This window comes from Spirosoma agri (assembly GCF_010747415.1).
GTDB lineage: Bacteria > Bacteroidota > Bacteroidia > Cytophagales > Spirosomataceae > Spirosoma > Spirosoma agri.
The window spans coordinates 161703-180365 of the sequence record NZ_JAAGNZ010000003.1 but is presented as its reverse complement, the minus strand read 5'-3'; the positions used below and the strand labels follow the sequence as shown (position 1 = coordinate 180365).

Here is an 18663-nt window from a genome sequence, read left to right as displayed (position 1 = left end):
ATTTTAGTAAAACGAGCCAAAGCTGTTTTGGGATTAAGTACTCAATAACAGTCCCATTGTCGGGATGACAAAAACGAAAAATAGCGCTAGAATCCAACACTCACACCCAGGTTATAGCCTTGAGTCACTGGATAGTTGCCCACATCGATCCCGAACGTAGCATCAGCCAGACCACCAACGGCGGGGTCTAAGCCGCTGTATTTGGTGATCGTAAACAAGTTCGTCGCCGACACTGACACCCGTAATCGGCTCATTTTTAGGTGACTTAACAGGGCGTTCGAAAAACTGTAGCCCAGGTTTAAATACTGCATCCGCCCGTACGATCCGTTTTCGACGTAGTAGGAATTAGGCTGCGTGTTGGTGCTGAAATTAGTTGCGCTCTCAAAAATCGGCACCGTGGTGTCGGTATGGGTAGGCAACCACGAATCCTTCACCCGTGTACTGACCGCAGCCCCGGTGAACGAGGGGTAGAAATCCGTAAACCAACGCTGGTTGTTAAAAATCTGACTGCCCAGTGAAGCATATAGGTTGGTGTTCAGATCGAACCCTTTGTATTTCAAACCCAACGTAATGCTGCCTGTGAATTTAGGAATCGGGCTACCCAGATACGTCCGGTCATTGTCGTCGATTTTACGGTCGCCATTGAGGTCTGCAAAACGGAATCGGCCCGGCGCAGCGCCCGTTTGCGTCGCAGCCGATGCCACGTCTTCTTTGCTGTTGAACAGGCCAACGACCTGATAACCATAGAAAGAGGACAACGTATGGCCTGGCTCATTACGTACCACCGGCCCACCAATGCGGGTGCCGCCACTGGAAAAATACGGTACCGATGGCGCAATAGCGGTAATCCGGTTACTCAGAAAACTCCCAATTCCAGTTACTTCGTAACTCAGCTCGCCGACGAGTTTTCCCCGCGTGGTCAGCAGCAGATCGATGCCCTGATTGCGCATGCTCGCTACGTTCAGGAAGGGCGCATTGGCCCGGACCCCCACGACGCTCGGCAAAGCCAATTGGTAAAGCAGGTCTTTGTTGTCTTTCCGCCAAAAGTCGATCATTACCTCCAGTCTGTTGTTGAAAAACGAGCCATCAATACCAACGTTGGATGTCGTGCTGGTTTCCCATTTCGCATCTGGATTACCATATTGACTGGGATAGTAACCTGATTCGACGGACTTATTCGTTGCGCCGAGGTCATAGCCATTGGCCGCATTGGTGGCAAACAGGTTGAACTGGTTGGTGGAACTGAGGTAGTTGGAATTGCCCATCAGGCCGTAGCCACCGCGAATTTTGAGGTCCGAAATCCAGGGCAGACTCCTCATAAACTCCTCGGATGAGATGCGCCAGGCCGCCGAGAAAGCGGGAAACACGCCGAATCGGTTGCTGGGCCCGAACTGGGACGATCCATCCCGACGGACCACCGCCGTAGCTATATACTTATCGTTAAATGTGTATTTGGCCTGGCCGAAGACGGAGTAGAAGTTATTGCCTTTGCTGTAGGTACTGGAAACCTGCCGCGTAGCGCCGGGCGTGGTGGTGCTCAGCGTGACGTAGTCCGGATCGGTGGAGAAGGGATTGATCCCTGACCCAACGATGCCCCGCCCGCTCCCGGTGTTGAGGGCTTCCAGACCGGCCAGTAGGCTCAGATCGTGTTTTCCGAACGTCTGTTTGTACTGGGTGGTGTTGGTAAAGGTCCAGGCGAGTCCTGCGTTGGATGCTTCTGAATAGGTATAGTTGGCAATATTTTCCGAGTTTTCGTAGGTAGACCGAGTGTGTGAAGTAGCGTAGTTCGTATAGTACGTTCCGCCCAGACTACTCGTCAGTGTTACAGCCGGAATGGGATCGTACGCCAGATAGGCATTCCCAAAAATACTCACCATATGAGTCAAATTGTTAGCCTGTCCATCCCGACTGGCCACTGGATTTCGGGGATTGCTGAACCCCGGAGCGGCTGTGCCCGCATACTCTCCGAACGAATTATACACTGGAATTATGGGAGCCATTCGAAACGCCGACAGAATATCGTTCTCATCCGAAGCAACGCTCGAATTATTGTTGGTGCTGTTGCCCAGTGCATTTCCCGTTGTGCCCTGCAAACCCGTCGCCGATACGTAGGCGACCTGTACGTTCTCGCCAAACCGGAGCTTTTTTGTCAGGTCAAATTCGGTATTGGTGCGAAAGGTATAGCGCGAAAAATCATTGTTACGAACGATCCCCGCTTGTCGCTGCATACTCAGACTCAGGTAGTACCGGCTGGTCTCGGTGCCGCCCGAAAAGCCCAGCGTGTGTCGTGTCATGGGAGCCACCCTGGTAATGGCTTTGTACCAATCAGTGCCTTGTTTATTGGCGGGAATGACGTTGTAGATCGCCCCATTGGCTGGATTGATGTTGTAATGAGCCTGTTCAGCCGCTAAGTCAACGGAGCCGACAACACCCGCATTTCGGCCAACCAGTAGATAATCCGGCAACACCGGCGTTTGCCCCGATCCATACTGTCCATTGGCAATACCGGCAAAACTGTTCGACCCAACGGCTGTTCCCGTTTGAAAAAGATCATTCTTACGCGCCTGCCAGGTCCAGTCGGCCTGCTCCTGCGGAGTCAGAATCGGGAGCCCTTTGCCCGGATCGGTCACGCCGTATAAACCATCGTAACTAACGCTGAGCTTTTGCACCCGGCGCTGCCCTTTTTTCGTCGTCAGCACGATTACTCCAGCGGCCGACCGAGCCCCATAAATCGAAGCCGAAGCGGCATCTTTCAGGACGGTCGTGGTCTCAATGTCATTGGGATTGATGAACTGAATACTTTGGGTAGGCACGCCGTCCACCACATAAAGCGGCTGGTTACCCCCGAACGAACCAAAGCCCCGCACCCGAATCTGGCTGGATGTACCGGGCTGTCCGTTGGTGATGACCGTAACGCCCGCCACGCGCCCCTGCAACTGCTGTTCGACATTAGCCGATGGTACAATCTGAAGCTGAGTAGGTTTAACCGTCGAAACAGCGCCCGTCAACTCACGCCGATTTTCGACGGAATACCCCGTGACGACGATTTCGTTCAATAGCTTCGTATCCTCCGCCAATTGCACGTTGATCGTCGTGTTTTCGGCAAAAGGATACTCCTGTGTAGCGTAGCCGATGTACGAAAAAATTAGTGTTCCGGTACGTTCTGGAACGGATAAATTATACGTACCATCGAGGGAAGTAGTCGTTCCCGCCGAGGTATTTTTGAGTACGATGGTAACGCCGGGCAAGGCCTCTCCGGTTGTGGTCACTACGTTGCCGGTGAGTTGATACGTGGGTTGTTTTTCGTCAGAAAAGGCTGATTTGATGGGGGAGAGACCGGTCGGATAGTGCTGGGCGGAAGCCGTTGCGCGAATGGGCTCCTGATAAAGAACGTAGGTGTTTTTTGTCCGCTGAAACGTTATGTTGTAGGGTGCCAGTAATCGGGTTAGCATCCGATCTAAATGTCTGGGCAAACTGGCCAGCACGTCCGACGAAACAAGTTTATTCGCCAGTAGATCAGTATCATAATTGAAAATAACGTGGTGGCGAAGTGCCAGTTCATTCAGTAGCTGAGCCAGATCGGTTTTACTGGCGATCGGTCGTCCAGATGACCCAATGGGGGAGATTTTGCCTGATGGCGACTGCTGGCCGTATACGTCAATCGATTGACTGCCTACCAGCCCAAGCAATAGCAATCCCGCAAAAAAATGCGGTTTCAGTCTATTCTTTTTGTGGGTAGATGGGCGCATGCTCAACCTAAGTCGTTAGTCGATCAGATAGCCTTCTTTTGTTGCTTTTGCGCGCACATTATAGATCGTTTGAAGCTGATTATAGAAGGTTGGAATCGAATCTGTGCCCACCGAGCCGGTAAACCGTTTCCGAAGCAGTTCCGGGCGGCTAACCGTTGTGCGAATGCCGTAACTATCCTCTAATTTCTGAAAGACGTTATTTAGCGTTTCTCCGTTAAAAATTAACGTATTGTGTAGCCAGGCGGTGTAGATATGCGGGTCCGCTTTTTCTTTCGTTAGGGCATTGGTTGCGGGCAACAGGGTGGCTTTATCCCCGGGTACCAGAACCATGTTCTGACTGGCATGACTACGTTCGTTGATATGCACTATCCCTTCGGCCAGCATCACTTCCGTTTTGCCCCGCCGGTCGTTCACATTAAAAACAGTACCCACTACGTTGATGTCCAACCGGGCTGTTTTGACCGTAAACTTCACGAGTTCGTTTCGTTGTCGTTTTTTTCTGACCTGAAAATAAGCTTCACCCGTCAGCGTCACTTCCCGATTGGACCAGCTCCGTTGGTATTCCATCTTCGAATTGCCGTTCAGCGTAACCAGTGAGCTATCGGGTAAGACGACCGTACGCATTTCGCCAAAAGCAGTCGTATAGTACACAGGTTGTTGATACCACCAGAAGCCTACACCAACCAGTAGCAATACAGTTACGGTGGCAGCAACGGCATACCAGCGTCGCCAGAGCGGAATCACAATACCAGCAGGCTCCTCCCGAAGATCGGGGGCAATTTGCTGCTGAATACTTTTCCAGCTTTGCTGAACCTCCTCTTCCGAAAAAACGTCGGGTTGTGACGATAACTGCCTGACAATCTTGATGGCTTCTTCTACCTCTGCCCGTTTGTAAGGGTGTTTCTGCACCCACTCAAGCCAGAAAGAATTAGAGGTTTGCGTAGGATAGGTCACCCAGGCGATAAAGGCATCGTCGGCAATAAAGTCCTGTATGGAAAATAGCTCGTACGAGCGCATATGCGGTACTAATTATGTCTGTTGGTAAAGTATAGAGCCGTCCGGAAATTACCCCTTTATTATGAAATTTTATGAACTGCCATACGAGATAAACTCGGTTTCATAAACAGACACGGGTGAATATCCACGCCAGAAAAAATGCTCATTCCTCAAACCGGATATTAGTCAATTTGAGAATTTCGTCGTTCGGTTTGGCGCGTTTGATGGCGAAAAAATATACATCATGCCGACCAGGAACTGGTTTGTTGAGTTGACCCCTAACCGTTTTCAACGTATCCCAGCTGCCCGTTGGCCCATAGCTTGTTGTACTAATCACCGGGCCCGCCTGCGAGTCGATACGTACCTCAATTTCTCCCGTCTGGTTTGCCGATCCGTATTCGTACTGAAACGCTTTGATGCCTGACAGGTCGATGTTTTTCAGCAGAATATACGACTTGTGGCCACCCGGCGACAGGTTATCCCGGAACCGAGAAAAGCCAACGTGGGCATCGGCGTAGGCAGGTTTTACGTTGGCATTGCGTAGCGTCACTACGTCCGTTCCCGTAAGTGGACCCACTGCTTTGTTGCCCTTATCCGTGTAGGAAGCCACAACTGTGTACTGCCCTTTCACGTCACCTTTGGGATTGTCTTTCAGTGCCAGCGAACCTTGGAGTGGCAAGACCGTCTGGCTTTTCTGCTTGTCGGTCAGGGAAAAAATATAACGTACCATTTCCTGCGCGTCCTGCGGTGAAAGCTGCGGATGCGCACTCATGACATGCTCCGTCCCCCAGGCGCCACCACCTCCGTTTATAATTTTAGTGCCCAGTTGTTCAATGGACCCAGCCTGCTCCTTGTACTTATGCGCAATCGCCAGAAACGATGGACCAACCGACACCTTATCGACCGTATGACAGGCTTTACAGTCACTACCCGCCATGAGCGTTTTGCCTAGCGAATTCGTTTCGGCAGCGAGCATTGGCGTATTGGGCGACGTGGTGCCCGATGCAGTTGGCTGGGAATTGTAGGCGTAAACGACTTTAATTCGTTTGGGATCAACCACTACGTCCTCCTTATCCTTCACCCTGACGGCATAGGTAAACGGTTTGTTATCCCAGAAAAAGGATTTATTGCCCACACTCGTAATCGTCACGTCTGGCCGGGTATTGCCAACGTTGACAACAACGGTATCCCGCCCCACAAGCCCGGCCTGATCGGTCACGTTCAGAATGGCTTTATAGACGCCCGGCTTTTTGTAGGTGTACGTCGCCGTCGGGGTCGTGGCTCCCACCGTTTTGCCATCGAACAGCCATTGGTACGTCATCTGATCATCGTCGTCAAGGTCGCGGGAGCCCTGGCTTTTGAACGTAACACGCAAGGGAGCCTGCCCGTCAGCTTCGCGAAGAATGGGATAGTTTCTACGCTCGGACGTCAGAAAGACCCGTTTATCGACTCGCGCTTCGGCCGCTGAATCCGCGATGCTGGCCTGGGCAAGGGGTGCCCGATTGCCTGTATTGTATTCGATTTTCACTAGACGGGCATCCTCATTATCAGCCCCGTAGACCGATCCGTATTCCAGCATATACATCACACCATCGGGCCCAAACGCCAGGTCAATGGGTCGCCGGAAATCACCATTAGTGGCCATGAACGGTTCGCTACGTACATAATTCTCTTTATCGTCGAACCGGAGTGCCATCACCCAATTGCGCATCCAGTCGAACACAAACAGGGCACCGTCGTAATAATCCGGGAATTTGTTCGGTGACGCAGCGTTTTTATCGAAGGTATAAAACTCGCCCGCCATCGCGCTACGTCCACCTACACCCAATTCGGGAAACTCGTCCGAAGCCGCGTAGGGATACCAGATCATGGCGGGCTGGGCGGGTGGCAATTGATTCAGGCCGGTGTTATTCGGTGAGTTGTTGATGGGTGCTGCCGGGTCGAATTTTGGACCGGCGGTCTTCGTTGCAAAATCCCATTTCGCGTAAGCATAATTGTTACCCAAAAAATAGGGCCAGCCGAAATTGCCGGCCTTTCTGGCCTGATTAAACTCATCGTAACCACGTGGCCCCTGAACGCCATCTTTCCCCGCATCCGGCCCAATCTCGCCCCAATACAGTACAGACGTTTTCGGATTCACGGCAATTCGGTACGGGTTTCGGCAACCCATAATGTAAATTTCGGGCCGTGTTTTTTCTTCTCCTTTTGCGAATAAATTCCCATCGGGAATGGTGTAGGTTCCGTCAGCTTCAGCAACATCCGTTGTGGGATGAATTCGCAGAATTTTTCCCTTAAAGTCATTCGTGCTACCCGCCGAGCGTTGCGAATCCAGACTATAAAATTCCTTGCCCGGCCGTTCGTCGAGCGGTGAATACCCATCCGATGGAAACGGCGCGGAACTGTCGCCGGTGGACAGGAACAGATTGCCGTCTTTGTCCCAGGCCAGCGAACCGCCGTGGTGCGACCCGCTAATTTTCTGGACCGGCACTTTCAGCATCACTTTCTCGGAACCCAAATCCAGGGTATTATCGGAGTTCATGGTAAAGCGGGATAACTGAAAAGCCAGCGTTTCTTCGGTCAGGCCAGCAGGCGCGTAGTACACGTAGAGATGACGATTTTGCGTAAACTTCGGATCGAGCGCCAGGCCAATGACGCCCGTGCCGCCCATATTCGTGATCGGGAATTTGTGGATCAACGTATTCTTCCCGGTACGTGGATCATAGACTGAGAGGTTGCCAAATAATTCCGTAAAAAACACCCGACCATCCGGTGCAATCGCCAGCTCCATCGGTGAATTCAGATCATTGACCAGTACCGTTTTCACGAAGCGGTTTTGCTCGGGCGTTACTTTGGCATAAGCTTTTCGGTAGTCCAGCGGTTTGCCATCGCCCATCGCATACTTGATGCCGCCAAGCAAATGGCTCAGAAACAAAGGCTCGCCGAAGCTCTCATCGGTGTGGCCGCCACCGGTATAAAAGGCTCGTCCGCCATCGAACTCGTGATACCAGCTGATGGGATGGTTCGCGCCGTTGGTGCCGCCTTCGTAGGTATTCTCGTCCAGATTGGCCAGCACGTTTATGCCTGAATAGAATGATCGGTAGTTGTACCATTCGTCGGTACGTTCCCAACGATCGGGCAGCATCGTCGTGGCTGGATGGGTTTTGTTAGTCACGTCAACTGTGGCTTTGCGCACATTGGGATTGTGCGGGTGACTGGAAAAATGAGCGCCCATCAGCTTGCCATACCAGGGCCAGTCATATTCTGTATCAGCTGCGGCATGGATACCGACATAGCCGCCACCCGCCTGAATGTAGCGCTCAAAAGCCGCCTGTTGTTCGCCATTCAATACGTTACCTGTCGTGCAGTTGAAGATCACCGCTGCGTATTGTTTCAGGTTTTCGTCGGTGAACAGAGCCGCATTTTTCGTCGTATCGACTAGAAAGCCATTGGCATTTCCCAGCTTCTGAATCGCGGCAATCGCGAACGGAATGGAGGTGTGTTTCCAGCCTTTAGTTTTTGAAAAGATCAAAACGCGGGGCGGATTAGCAGGTTGCCTGACCATCATGCCCGAATAGAGCAGGAACGTAATACCGAGCAACCCAATGGCATAGAGCCTTGCTTTTACTGATGTCATCTTGAAAGAAGTTGGAATCGTTTGGCCCGATCGTTCGCTTAAGGCACCTGGACTGTTTTGGCCTTGGTATAATCCAGTGGTTCGTTTTTGCCGATGCTGTACTGAATCCCGGCCAGAATATGTTGTTGAAATAGGGGATCTTGATAGGCTTCGCCGAGGTGACCTAGTGCAGTATAAAATGACCGGCCACCATCGAATTGGTGCTTCCACGCCAGCGGGTGATAGGCGCCTTCGGTACCGCCCTGGTACGTACGTTCATCGGCGGTCAGCAGTACGTGTACATCGGTCATGCGTTTTTTGAAATTATACCATTCGTCCTTTCGCTTCCACCGCTTGGGCAACTGGCGCGTCGATGGGTCTTTCGCATCGGCAACCCGCACAACACCCTCCACCGGATCGGGTGGGTGATTCACGAAAACGGCCCCGGTCAACTGGCCGAACCATTCCCAATCCTTCTCCGAGGCAGAGGCCGAGTGAATGCCCACGTAGCCACCACCCGCCTGAATGTAACGTTCAAAAGCCGCTTGCTGCGCGGGATTCAGTACGTCGCCAGTAGTGCTAAGCCAGATGATAGCCGCGTACTTTTTCAGGGTATTGTCGGTAAAGAAATCCGCATTTTTTGTCGTGTCTACATCGAACCCATGCTGTTGACCCATATGCGTAATGGCCGCGATACCATCGGGAATGGACTCATGATAATACCGTAGTGTTTTACTGAAAATCAGGACTTTGGGCTTGCTGGATTGGGCAACACTCAGCCCCGAAACACCCAGTAAAAAGGCCAAAAGAAGCGATACTATTTTTTTCATGCTTAATTCGTTTTCAAGGTCATTGCACGATACCCCCAATCCCCTAGAGGTTTTAGCTCCCTTCTGGGGGCTGGGGGTGTTTCACCCCTACACACTTCGCTTATAGTACAGTGATTCCAGTACTTTCCGGGCTTCGCCGTCGGGATCGTTGCGTACGTCGCTGGTTTTGTTGAAAACCATCATCGCGCCGTTGTCGGGCATAAAGGCGGGCCAGTTGGGAAGTCCTTTATGATTTGGATTGCCAGTGCGGGCGAAATTGACCCAGGCCTGACTCATTTTGGTAGCCAATTCCCGAGCTTCGTTTCCTCCGCCTGTCATCGTTTCGCACCGGTCGGTATTGGCAAAGACAAACGGAATTTCGCTGCAATGAAACGAGCGGGGTCGGCCATCCAAAACGGGCGTCTGCCAGGCAAACAGGTAGAGATAAACGGGGGCAGCATCCTGAGCCGCTTTCCGCTCGGCTTGTAGATAAGCCATTGGATTATAAGGGGCTACGTATGAGATGAGTTCAACAGGCTTCGCTTTTGGATGCACTTTACGCAACACATCATACAGCTGGCCACCCTTGTCGCCAAAGCGTTCGGCCAGTTTCTTTTTCGCCCCATCGTCGTCGATTGATTCCATACCGGGGTTGTTGATACTGGCCGACGCTTCGTTACGGTTCGTACCAATAATCATCGGGATATTCGCTGAATAGGCTGGAACGGCAGGCTCAAACGGATGAGCGGGTAATACGGTGCCATCCACGACCGGTTGCCACCCCGCCCGACCAACGCCCGGCGGTATCGTGGCTCCCATTTTCTTCTCGGCAGCTATGCCCGCTTCCGTAATGCGCGCAAAAGAGAGTTTATGAATATCGCTGATAGTTGACCGGTTGAGTTTCAAATCCGCCAGCACATGCTCAGCGAGTTGGGCCGCGTAGGTATGCGTAGCCACCTGAACGGTCGAGCTACTTTCCGAAATGCCTTTATGAAAAAGCCCCTTTGCCGATGGCATGGCCATAAGCGTTGTGACTTTTGCCGCGCCACCCGACTGTCCGAAAATCGTTACGTTGCTAGCGTCGCCCCCAAACTGAGCAATGTTATCACGTACCCATTCGAGAGCCGCTACCAAATCCAGCATGCCTACGTTTCCCGACTGAGCGTACTGACTGCCGTAATCCGACAAATCGAGAAAGCCAAAAACGTTGAGCCGGTGGTTGATCGAGACAACGACGACATCGCCGAATCGGCTCAGGTTTTCGCCATCGTAGGACGGGTGTTCCTGGCTGGAACCGGAGAAAAAAGCCCCCCCATGTATCCAGAACATAACCGGTCGTTTTTTACCATCGTTCACCCCCGGCGACCAGACATTTAGTCGAAGGCAGTCCTCTCCCTGCGAACCATCGTTCCATTGATACAGAAACGCGTATTCTTCCGAACTCCACCCGGCATTTGGCTTCTGGGGACAGACCGGCCCGTAGATAAGCGAGTTACGCACACCAGTCCAGGGGGTGAGTTTGGCCGGTGGCATAAATCGGGCCTCTCCGGCGGTCGTTGCTGCGTAGGGAATTCCTTTAAAATTGACGATACCGTTGTGTGTATAGCCGCGCACTTTCCCCGCCGATGTTTCCACCACCGCATTCGACTCAGCAGCCACTACACTGTCTTTTCGATTCGGTGCGGTGGGTTTTGCTGTTACGTCTGACGTAATTGGCGAAACGCCCAGGGCCGTTGCCCCAAAGCCAAGTTTTTGAAGGAATTCTCTACGGTTATTGCTCATGATTTTGTTCGTTTTGAGTAGCGTGGACTTCCAGTCCGCGTAGCCGTAGGCTAGTAATGTCCAGCTGCAACTTAGCCCACAGCTACGCGGACTGGAAGTCCACGCTACATATCAATACCCCGGATTTTGTGTCAACACACTTTTGCCCTGATAATCAATCTGGGTCTGTGGGATGGGGATGTATTCGTCCCGACCCGCCGTGAATTTGCCACCACTATAAGCTACCGGTAATTTTTTGGATTCGTAGGCCAGGAATGCGTTCAAAACGGTGGAAGCCGTTCCCCAACGGACCAGATCGAAGAAGCGATGCCCTTCGCCCGAGAGTTCGAGTTTGCGCTCAAATTGTACCGCCGTTCGGGCTGCCACTTTATCGGTCCAGGGCATGGTGTAGTTGGCGATTACGTAGTTGGCAGCATTCTTTCCATCCGACGCTTTTACCCACGTATCGGCATTCGCGGCCCGGGTCCGAATCATGTTGACATACTTGCGCGCCGTTTCCAGACTTCCTACTTCAATCTCGCATTCAGCCGCCATCAGCAGTACGTCGGCAAAGCGGATGATGTTGTAATTGATCGCCGAATACGCATCGGTTGATGTACTGGCATCGGTCAGCGTTTTAGCCTGCGATTTGTAATAGATAAACTTCTTGGGCGAATAAGGTCCGGCAAAGCTCTGGTCGCGAATCCAGGCAAAACCGGGGTGGATCGACCAGTCGAGATAGGGAATGCCCCGACGACCCACCGACCAGTCCAGACGCGGATCAACCGGACCCGTATCTGGTGTGAATGCCTGATTTGACAGGATACCCTGATCTGTTTTCAACTGGTTTGCATCCGAATTGTAGGAGCCGTCCAGCAAAGGAAGTCCGTTGCCATCCACCCGAAACGAGTTCGCCAACTCGAAACTGGGCGGAAAATAGCCGCAGCAACCCGCCGGACCGCTTGAACCGGTGTTGTACGGAAAGTTGTTGGCCAGATCTGTTGCGGCATTATCTGAACTACCGGTATTGGCCGCATTCTGGATCGCAAAAATCGACTCGGCGTTGGTTTCTTTGGCCGCGTTGAAAATGTCGGTGTAGTTGGCGACCAGCCCGTATTTTGTGCCACCCGACGTAACACCATTGGTAATCACCTGATCGAACAGCGTTTTAGCCTCGGTGTATTTCTTCTGATACAGGTACGTTTTCGCCAGATACGCCATAGCCGCCCATTTGTTCGCCCGACCCACCAGCGTCTGCGTTTCAGGCAGGTTGTCGACAGCGTATTTGAAATCGGCTTCAATTTTAGGCCATATATCCACGTTGTTCGGCACCTTTTCGGCACCCGTTCCGTAGCCCACCGATTCGTCTACGTAGGGAACCAGATTGAAGCCCCGTTTCAGATCAAAGTAGTAATGTGCGCGCAGGAAACGGGCTTCGGCGGATATCCGCTGTTTGTCAGCCGCCGTTACGTCGACACTGGCCGATGGAAGCGCCCGTAGCACCGCATTTGCCCGGCTGATGCCTTCAAACATGGCACTCCATTTCTGACCGATGTCGAACAGACTGGGGTAAAGCTGATACGTCATCCAGGGGATGAGATCACCATAATCGCCTGAATTAGAGCCTTTGTTTGCTTCCCCACCCGATATGCTTCCCCGCAGCCAGTTAAACGAACTGCTCACCCGCCGGAAGCCCCGCCCGTTCAACTGGGCATACGACGACACCAGAATTCCCTCAATTCCGGCCTTGGACGTCAATTGGTCGCTAGACAACTGGCCGGTGGGCGGCACCTCCAGAAATTTTTCTTTACAGGCGGAGGTCGACAGCACGAGTGTTGCTGTCACTATGATTAATTTATTGGTAAGATTTTTCATGTTGCCGATTAGTCGATTAGAAGCCAAAACTCACCCCTACATTGTAGCCCCGAGTTACTGGATAGTTGCCCACATCAATCCCGAATGTAGCATCCGAACCGCCACCAACCGCCGGATCTAAGCCGCTGTATTTGGTGATCGTAAACAAGTTCGTCGCCGACACCGATACCCGCAACCGGCTGAGATTGGCCCGACTTAACAGTACAGTAGGAAAGGTATATCCCAGATTCAAATACTGCATCCGCCCGTACGATCCGTTTTCGACGTAGTAGGAATTAGGCTGCGTGTTGGTGCTGAAATTAGCCGCGCTCTCAAAAATCGGTACCATGGTGTCGGTATGGGTAGGCAGCCACGAATCTTTCACCCGTGTACTGACCGCAGCCCCGGTGAACGAGGGGTAGAAATCCGTAAACCACCGCTGGTTGTTGAAAATCTGACTACCCAGTGAAGCATATAGGTTGGTGTTCAAATCGAACCCTTTGTATTTCAAACCCAACGTAATGCTGCCTGTGAATTTAGGAATCGGGCTACCCAGATACGTCCGGTCATTATCGTCGATTTTACGGTCGCCATTGAGGTCCGCAAAACGGAATCGGCCCGGCGCAGCGCCCGTTTGCGTCGCAGCTGATGCCACGTCTTCTTTGCTATTGAACAGGCCAACGACCTGATAACCATAGAACGAGGACAACGTGTGGCCCGCTTCGTTACGGACCACCGGCCCGCCAATCCGGGTGCCACCGCCCGTGAAATACGGCACCAACGGCGCAATGGCGGTGATCCGGTTGCTCAGAAAACTCCCGATTCCAGTCACCTCGTAACTCAGCTCGCCGACGAGTTTTCCCCGCGTGGTCAGCAGCAGATCGATGCCCTGATTGCGCATGCTCGCTACGTTCAGGAAGGGCGCATTGGCCCGAACCCCCACGACGCTCGGCAAAGCCAATTGGTAAAGCAGGTCTTTGGTATCCTTCCGCCAGAAATCGACAACCACTTCCAGCCGGTTATTAAAAAATGAACCGTCAATACCGATGTTAGACGTAATGCTGGTCTCCCATTTGGCATCGGCATTGCCGATCTGACTTGGGTAGTAGCCCGTTGCAATCGAGTTGTTCGTTGCGCCGAGGTCATAGCCATTGGCCGCATTGGTGGCAAACAGGTTGAACTGGTTGGTGGAACTGAGGTAGTTGGAATTGCCCATCAGGCCGTAGCCACCGCGAATTTTGAGGTCCGAAATCCAGGGCAGACTCCTCATAAACTCCTCGGATGAGATGCGCCAGGCCGCCGAGAAAGCGGGAAACACGCCGAATCGGTTGCTGGGCCCGAACTGGGACGATCCATCCCGACGGACCACCGCCGTAGCTATATACTTATCGTTAAATGTGTATTTGGCCTGGCCGAAGACGGAGTAGAAGTTATTGCCTTTGCTGTAGGTACTGGAAACCTGCCGCGTAGCGCCGGGCGTGGTGGTGCTCAGCGTGACGTAGTCCGGATCGGTGGAGAAGGGATTGATCCCTGACCCAATGATCCCCCGCCCGCTCCCGGTGTTGAGGGCTTCCAGACCGGCCAGTAGGCTCAGGTCGTGTTTTCCGAACGTCTGTTTGTACTGGGCGGTGTTGGTAAAGGTCCAGGCGAGTCCTGCGTTGGATGCTTCTGAGTAGGTGTAGTTGGCGATGTTCTCGGAGTTTTCGTAGGTGGACCGGGCGTATGAGTTAGAATAATTTGTGTAATACGTTCCACCCAGGCTGCTCCGTAACGTGAGGCCTGGAATTACATCATACTCCAGATAAGCATTGCCCGAACCGAAGACCGTGTAGTTGGTATTATTGGCCACACTCTCGCGATTCGCTACGGGATTTCGGGGATTGTTGAACCCCGGAGCAGCCGTACCCGCGTATCCTCCGAATGCATTGTAGATCGGAATAATGGGAGCCATCCGAAACGCGGTCAACACGTCGTTCTCATCGCCCGATACGCTGGAGTTGTTATTGGTGCTGTTACCGAGCGAGTTTCCCGTACTCCCCTGCAAACCCGTTGCCGATACGTAGGCGACCTGTACGTTCTCGCCAAACCGGAGCTTTTTCGTCAGGTCAAATTCGGTGTTAGCGCGCAGGGTATAGCGCGAAAAATTATTGTTTGTAATAATGCCCGCTTGCTGCTGCATGCCCAGACTCAGGTAATATCGGCTGGTTTCGGTGCCACCCGAAAAGCCCAGCGTATGGCGTGTCATGGGAGCAACTCGGGTGATGGCCTTGTACCAATCGGTGCCTTGTTTATTGGCCGCAATCACCGTATAGATTGCTCCATTGGCCGGATTGACATTGTACTTAGCCGCTTCTGCCGTCAAATCGACCGATCCGACAACACCTGCATTTCGACCAACCAGTAAATAATCCGGTAATACCGGCGTTTGACCCGATCCGTATTGACCATTAGCAATACCGGCAAAACTGGTCGACCCAACGGCTGTTCCCGTTTGAAAAAGATCATTCTTACGCGCCTGCCAGGTCCAGTCGGCCTGCTCCTGCGGAGTCAGAATCGGGAGCCCTTTGCCCGGATCGGTCACGCCGTATAAGCCATCGTAGCTAACGCTCAATTTCTGGGCCTTCCGCTGCCCCTTCTTTGTCGTTAAAACAACAACGCCGGCGGCTGCTCTGGCTCCGTAAATCGAAGCCGAAGCGGCATCTTTCAGGACGGTCGTGGTCTCAATGTCGTTGGGATTGATGAACTGAATGCTTTGGGTAGGCACGCCGTCCACCACATAAAGCGGTTGATTACCCCCGAACGAACCAAAGCCCCGCACCCGAATCTGGCTGGATGTACCGGGCTGGCCGTTGGTGATGACCGTAACGCCCGCCACGCGCCCCTGCAACTGCTGTTCGACATTAGCCGATGGTACAATCTGAAGCTGAGTGGGTTTAACCGTCGAAACAGCGCCCGTTACGTCCCGGCGGTTTTCCGTCGAGTAACCCGTTACCACCACTTCATTCAGCGCATTGGTTTCATCGTCGAGTTTCACGTCAATTGATGAGCGATTACCAATCACCACTTCCTGCGTTTTTGATCCGATGGAGGAAATAATCAGCACCGGATTTTCACCACGGATGGCTAGGATAAAATTGCCATTGGCATCAGACGACGTACCGGTTTGCGTTCCTTTCAACACAATGTTGGCCCCTGGGATTGCGCCTTCGCTGCCCGTAATTTTACCCGTTATCCGGCGATCCTGAGCAAATGCAGTAAGGCTCCATAGCAGTAGCGTTGCCCCTAGAAAAGTAGCCTGCAAAGCTCTGTAGAACGATTTTTTCATAAATATTGACTTGGTTTAGCGCATGAATCAAACTAGTTGTGCGAACCGCTTATGAAGGAATGAAATCCAGGCAGGCCTACATGGATTACACTCCTTCTTCAACTGTTTTATAGGCTAGTACAGGACATGGCTGGAATTATCCCTTTTCAAGTCAAAATTTTTATAAATTCTTTTTGCGTATTCGACAGATTGAATTGAACTGAGAGCAGCAAACGTTAGCAAATAAAGCTAAGGAGGACAGTGAAAATGCCTTGGTGGGATGCTATAAACTACTTATAGTCAATTGCTTAATGTATTCAGTGTACTATAAAGGAGGAGCAAAGCCTGTGATTTTCAGCTTCAACTAGGTTGTCGGCGAAAAAGCATCCGCTCTTCAGGCTTGGTACTACGTCTGAAATCACTTTCATTGACATGAGATACAACAAGCGGGGCGGATATCTCACAAAACCTGGTCCACATACAGGTCTTGTGATCTTATTTGATTAGGGGCTAGGCCCGCTTATAACTTCTTGTTTTGGCTGATTGGTAGCCCCGTTCATAAACGCGATAAAATACCGGTTCAGAATCACTAAAACAGGCAGCTGTCACTCCACCAAGACGCTGACAAAAGACTTACCAACAGGTATACAGTAATAAAGACACTCTGCTGTCTCTCGTTCATAGTAACACTGATTATCAACCTATTTTTATCTACCCTTATGGCCGAATATCAAACACCCAAGGATCGAGCCTATACCAATACTCTGTTAAATGCGGCTCCTCAGGAGGCAGCCGCCTTTATGAATCTCAAGCACACCGCCGAACGAACCGATGGGGTCATTCCCATCAAATACCGGGAATTGATGTCGGTAGCGGTGGCGTTGACGACCCAGTGCGCTTACTGTATTGAATCGCACATTAACAACGCTGTACAGGCGGGGGCTACCCGAGAAGAGATTGCCGAAACGGTCTTCATTGCGGCTGCACTCCGGGCGGGTGGGGCAGTAGGGACGGGCCTGATGGCGATGCGTCTGTTTGAGGAAGCCAATGCAGAACGTAAGTAAGGGGCACTTTCTGTTTCGAACTGGTCTGCTGGCGCGTCGCCAGCACGATACGTAAAAGCCTTTGCCACGATACCGATTGGCAAAGACTTTTGTAACCCGACTAACTCTTTTTGGGCTTACCCGCAGACTATACTTGAGGGCGATCCCAGAAAGCAGGCGGTTCTACGCCCAGTGTGCGCAGATAGACATAAGCCTGACCCCGGTGATGAATCTCATTATCGATCAGGTAGAGAAGAAACCAGTAGATAGGTCCTTCATACAGACCAAAGGCCTTGTCGACTTCCTGAAAGCGGGCGGGTGGAATCTGCGGCCAATGAGCATTAATCGTCTCGGTCACCCGATCCCAATGGGCCAGTACCTGCTCCTTCGTCGTTGCGTTGGGGGACGTCTCCGAACCCTCGTCAAAGGAAGGCCACTGACCCGAAACAACGCCCTGCATGCTCTGGTCGGCCATTTGCAGTACTTCATCAATCAGCGCTGAGCAAGGGCGCATGCCGCCCAGGGAATACGAAAAGAAGTGTTCGTCGGGGTAGGCTTCGATCAACCGGCGGGTGAGTCCCCGGTGTCCCTGCCAATGGGCAAGAAGTTGCTCGGGTGAGAGGACGATCTGATCCTTCGTTTGGCTAAACTGGGCTGTGTTTTCCATGGCTGGTAATTGGTTAATGTTGTCGATTGATTGACAACACAAAGAAAAGCCTAGGGAGTGACAGCGGTATGTCAGTAGTAAATCCGGTCGCCCATACCTAATCAAGTTCAGGCATACTAGTTCGGGTACTAGCTGGCCCAGGCGATCGTAGCCCACCAACGCGCGGCTACAACAGTGACGAATCTCGTGCTGCTATTACGTTCCAATCAACGAAATTCACCGCATTGCAAATCACCAGACTCAGCGGCCAAACGCCCTATTTATCGATACCTAAACTAAGTCAGTTGACCGTATGATGAGAACGCCTTAGTGGAGCCTACGCAACTTCACCTTTTCACCCGGTCATCTTATCGCTTATCCATCAGGTTCCTTTCAACTCAGTCTGTTGCCTACGGATCTCAACCGATTCCCTCAACGCAATCATCTTGTGAAACGCCCGTGGTTGTTGCACAACTCTACCTATAGATTTAAGTATCCTTTTCTGTATCTTGAAGTAGGCAAGGCAGAAAAGAATATACCGAAAATCACTTGTTTTCAGCTGTCCAGCCGCGTCCCTAAGCACAATTTCTACCGTTTGTTAAAAGAAACGCTCGACCTGACCTTTATCTATGAGGGTACTAAGTAGCTCTATGGCAATACAGGCAACCCTTCCACTGACCCAGTCATTTTCTTCAAGTTCATGCTCATCGGTTGCCTAGAGAATATCACCTCTGACCGTAAGCTGATTGAGCACTGCTCCATGCGGCCGCGACGGCGTACCGTTGGATATCCTGTATTTCCTGGGCTACAACATTGATGAGCCATTACCATGGCACCCCACATTGAGCCGTACCCGCCAACTCTACCCGGAAGCACTGTCACAACCCT

10 protein-coding genes are annotated in these 18663 nt (G+C 52.0%); 2 read left to right on the top strand and 8 right to left on the bottom strand.

All coding sequences use genetic code 11. The annotated features are described in order from the left end of the window. Positions 1-86: 86 nt before the first annotated feature. The 7 genes from GK091_RS24765 to GK091_RS24735 all read right to left on the bottom strand — a co-directional run bounded on the left by GK091_RS24765 (position 87) and on the right by GK091_RS24735 (position 16107). Positions 87-3749 carry a SusC/RagA family TonB-linked outer membrane protein gene (locus GK091_RS24765; protein WP_246202401.1) on the bottom strand — a complete coding sequence of 1221 codons (3663 nt, stop codon included), beginning with the start codon at positions 3747-3749 and terminating at the stop codon, positions 87-89. A 15-nt stretch (positions 3750-3764) separates the two neighbouring features. Beyond that, the gene (locus GK091_RS24760) at positions 3765-4766 is read right to left on the bottom strand and encodes a FecR family protein (protein ID WP_164043296.1); all 1002 of its coding nucleotides are present in this window, start codon (positions 4764-4766) and stop codon (positions 3765-3767) included. Positions 4767-4908: 142 nt separating this feature from the next. Beyond that, complete coding sequence (locus GK091_RS24755) at positions 4909-8379, bottom strand: ThuA domain-containing protein (protein WP_164043294.1); 3471 nt, start codon at positions 8377-8379, stop codon at positions 4909-4911. Between the two features lie 38 nt (positions 8380-8417). Then, complete coding sequence (locus GK091_RS24750; protein WP_164043292.1) at positions 8418-9188, bottom strand: ThuA domain-containing protein; 771 nt, start codon at positions 9186-9188, stop codon at positions 8418-8420. 87 nt (positions 9189-9275) lie between these two features. Further along, on the bottom strand, positions 9276-10949 hold the full coding sequence (locus GK091_RS24745) for a carboxylesterase/lipase family protein (protein WP_164043291.1): 1674 nt from the start codon (positions 10947-10949) through the stop codon (positions 9276-9278). Positions 10950-11060: 111 nt separating this feature from the next. Further along, entirely contained in the window at positions 11061-12803 is a 1743-nt protein-coding gene (locus GK091_RS24740; protein ID WP_164043289.1) for a RagB/SusD family nutrient uptake outer membrane protein, read from the bottom strand. 16 nt (positions 12804-12819) lie between these two features. Next, positions 12820-16107, bottom strand: coding sequence for a SusC/RagA family TonB-linked outer membrane protein (locus GK091_RS24735; RefSeq protein ID WP_164043287.1), 3288 nt, complete (start codon positions 16105-16107; stop codon positions 12820-12822). Positions 16108-16805: 698 nt separating this feature from the next. On the opposite strand from GK091_RS24735, the gene GK091_RS24730 reads away from it, so the two are divergent. Next, the gene (locus GK091_RS24730) at positions 16806-17150 is read left to right on the top strand and encodes a carboxymuconolactone decarboxylase family protein (RefSeq protein WP_164043285.1); all 345 of its coding nucleotides are present in this window, start codon (positions 16806-16808) and stop codon (positions 17148-17150) included. A 127-nt stretch (positions 17151-17277) separates the two neighbouring features. On the opposite strand, the gene GK091_RS24725 is transcribed toward GK091_RS24730, so the two are convergent. Next, on the bottom strand, positions 17278-17796 hold the full coding sequence (locus GK091_RS24725) for a DinB family protein (protein ID WP_164043283.1): 519 nt from the start codon (positions 17794-17796) through the stop codon (positions 17278-17280). 679 nt (positions 17797-18475) lie between these two features. Between GK091_RS24725 and GK091_RS30120 the strand changes: the two genes are divergently transcribed. After that, positions 18476-18592 (top strand): hypothetical protein, encoded by a 117-nt coding sequence (locus GK091_RS30120; protein WP_164043281.1) that lies wholly within the window; start codon positions 18476-18478, stop codon positions 18590-18592. Positions 18593-18663: the final 71 nt, after the last annotated feature.

What these genes read in the sequence shown, in the direction of transcription:
- GK091_RS24765 (WP_246202401.1), bottom strand. Translation starts at nt 3,749, where the DNA reads ATGCGCCCATCTACCCACAAAAAGAATAGACTGAAACCGCATTTTTTT.
- GK091_RS24760 (WP_164043296.1), bottom strand. Translation starts at nt 4,766, where the DNA reads ATGCGCTCGTACGAGCTATTTTCCATACAGGACTTTATTGCCGACGAT.
- GK091_RS24755 (WP_164043294.1), bottom strand. Translation starts at nt 8,379, where the DNA reads ATGACATCAGTAAAAGCAAGGCTCTATGCCATTGGGTTGCTCGGTATT.
- GK091_RS24750 (WP_164043292.1), bottom strand. Translation starts at nt 9,188, where the DNA reads ATGAAAAAAATAGTATCGCTTCTTTTGGCCTTTTTACTGGGTGTTTCG.
- GK091_RS24745 (WP_164043291.1), bottom strand. Translation starts at nt 10,949, where the DNA reads ATGAGCAATAACCGTAGAGAATTCCTTCAAAAACTTGGCTTTGGGGCA.
- GK091_RS24740 (WP_164043289.1), bottom strand. Translation starts at nt 12,803, where the DNA reads ATGAAAAATCTTACCAATAAATTAATCATAGTGACAGCAACACTCGTG.
- GK091_RS24735 (WP_164043287.1), bottom strand. Translation starts at nt 16,107, where the DNA reads ATGAAAAAATCGTTCTACAGAGCTTTGCAGGCTACTTTTCTAGGGGCA.
- GK091_RS24730 (WP_164043285.1), top strand. Translation starts at nt 16,806, where the DNA reads ATGGCCGAATATCAAACACCCAAGGATCGAGCCTATACCAATACTCTG.
- GK091_RS24725 (WP_164043283.1), bottom strand. Translation starts at nt 17,796, where the DNA reads ATGGAAAACACAGCCCAGTTTAGCCAAACGAAGGATCAGATCGTCCTC.
- GK091_RS30120 (WP_164043281.1), top strand. Translation starts at nt 18,476, where the DNA reads ATGCTCATCGGTTGCCTAGAGAATATCACCTCTGACCGTAAGCTGATT.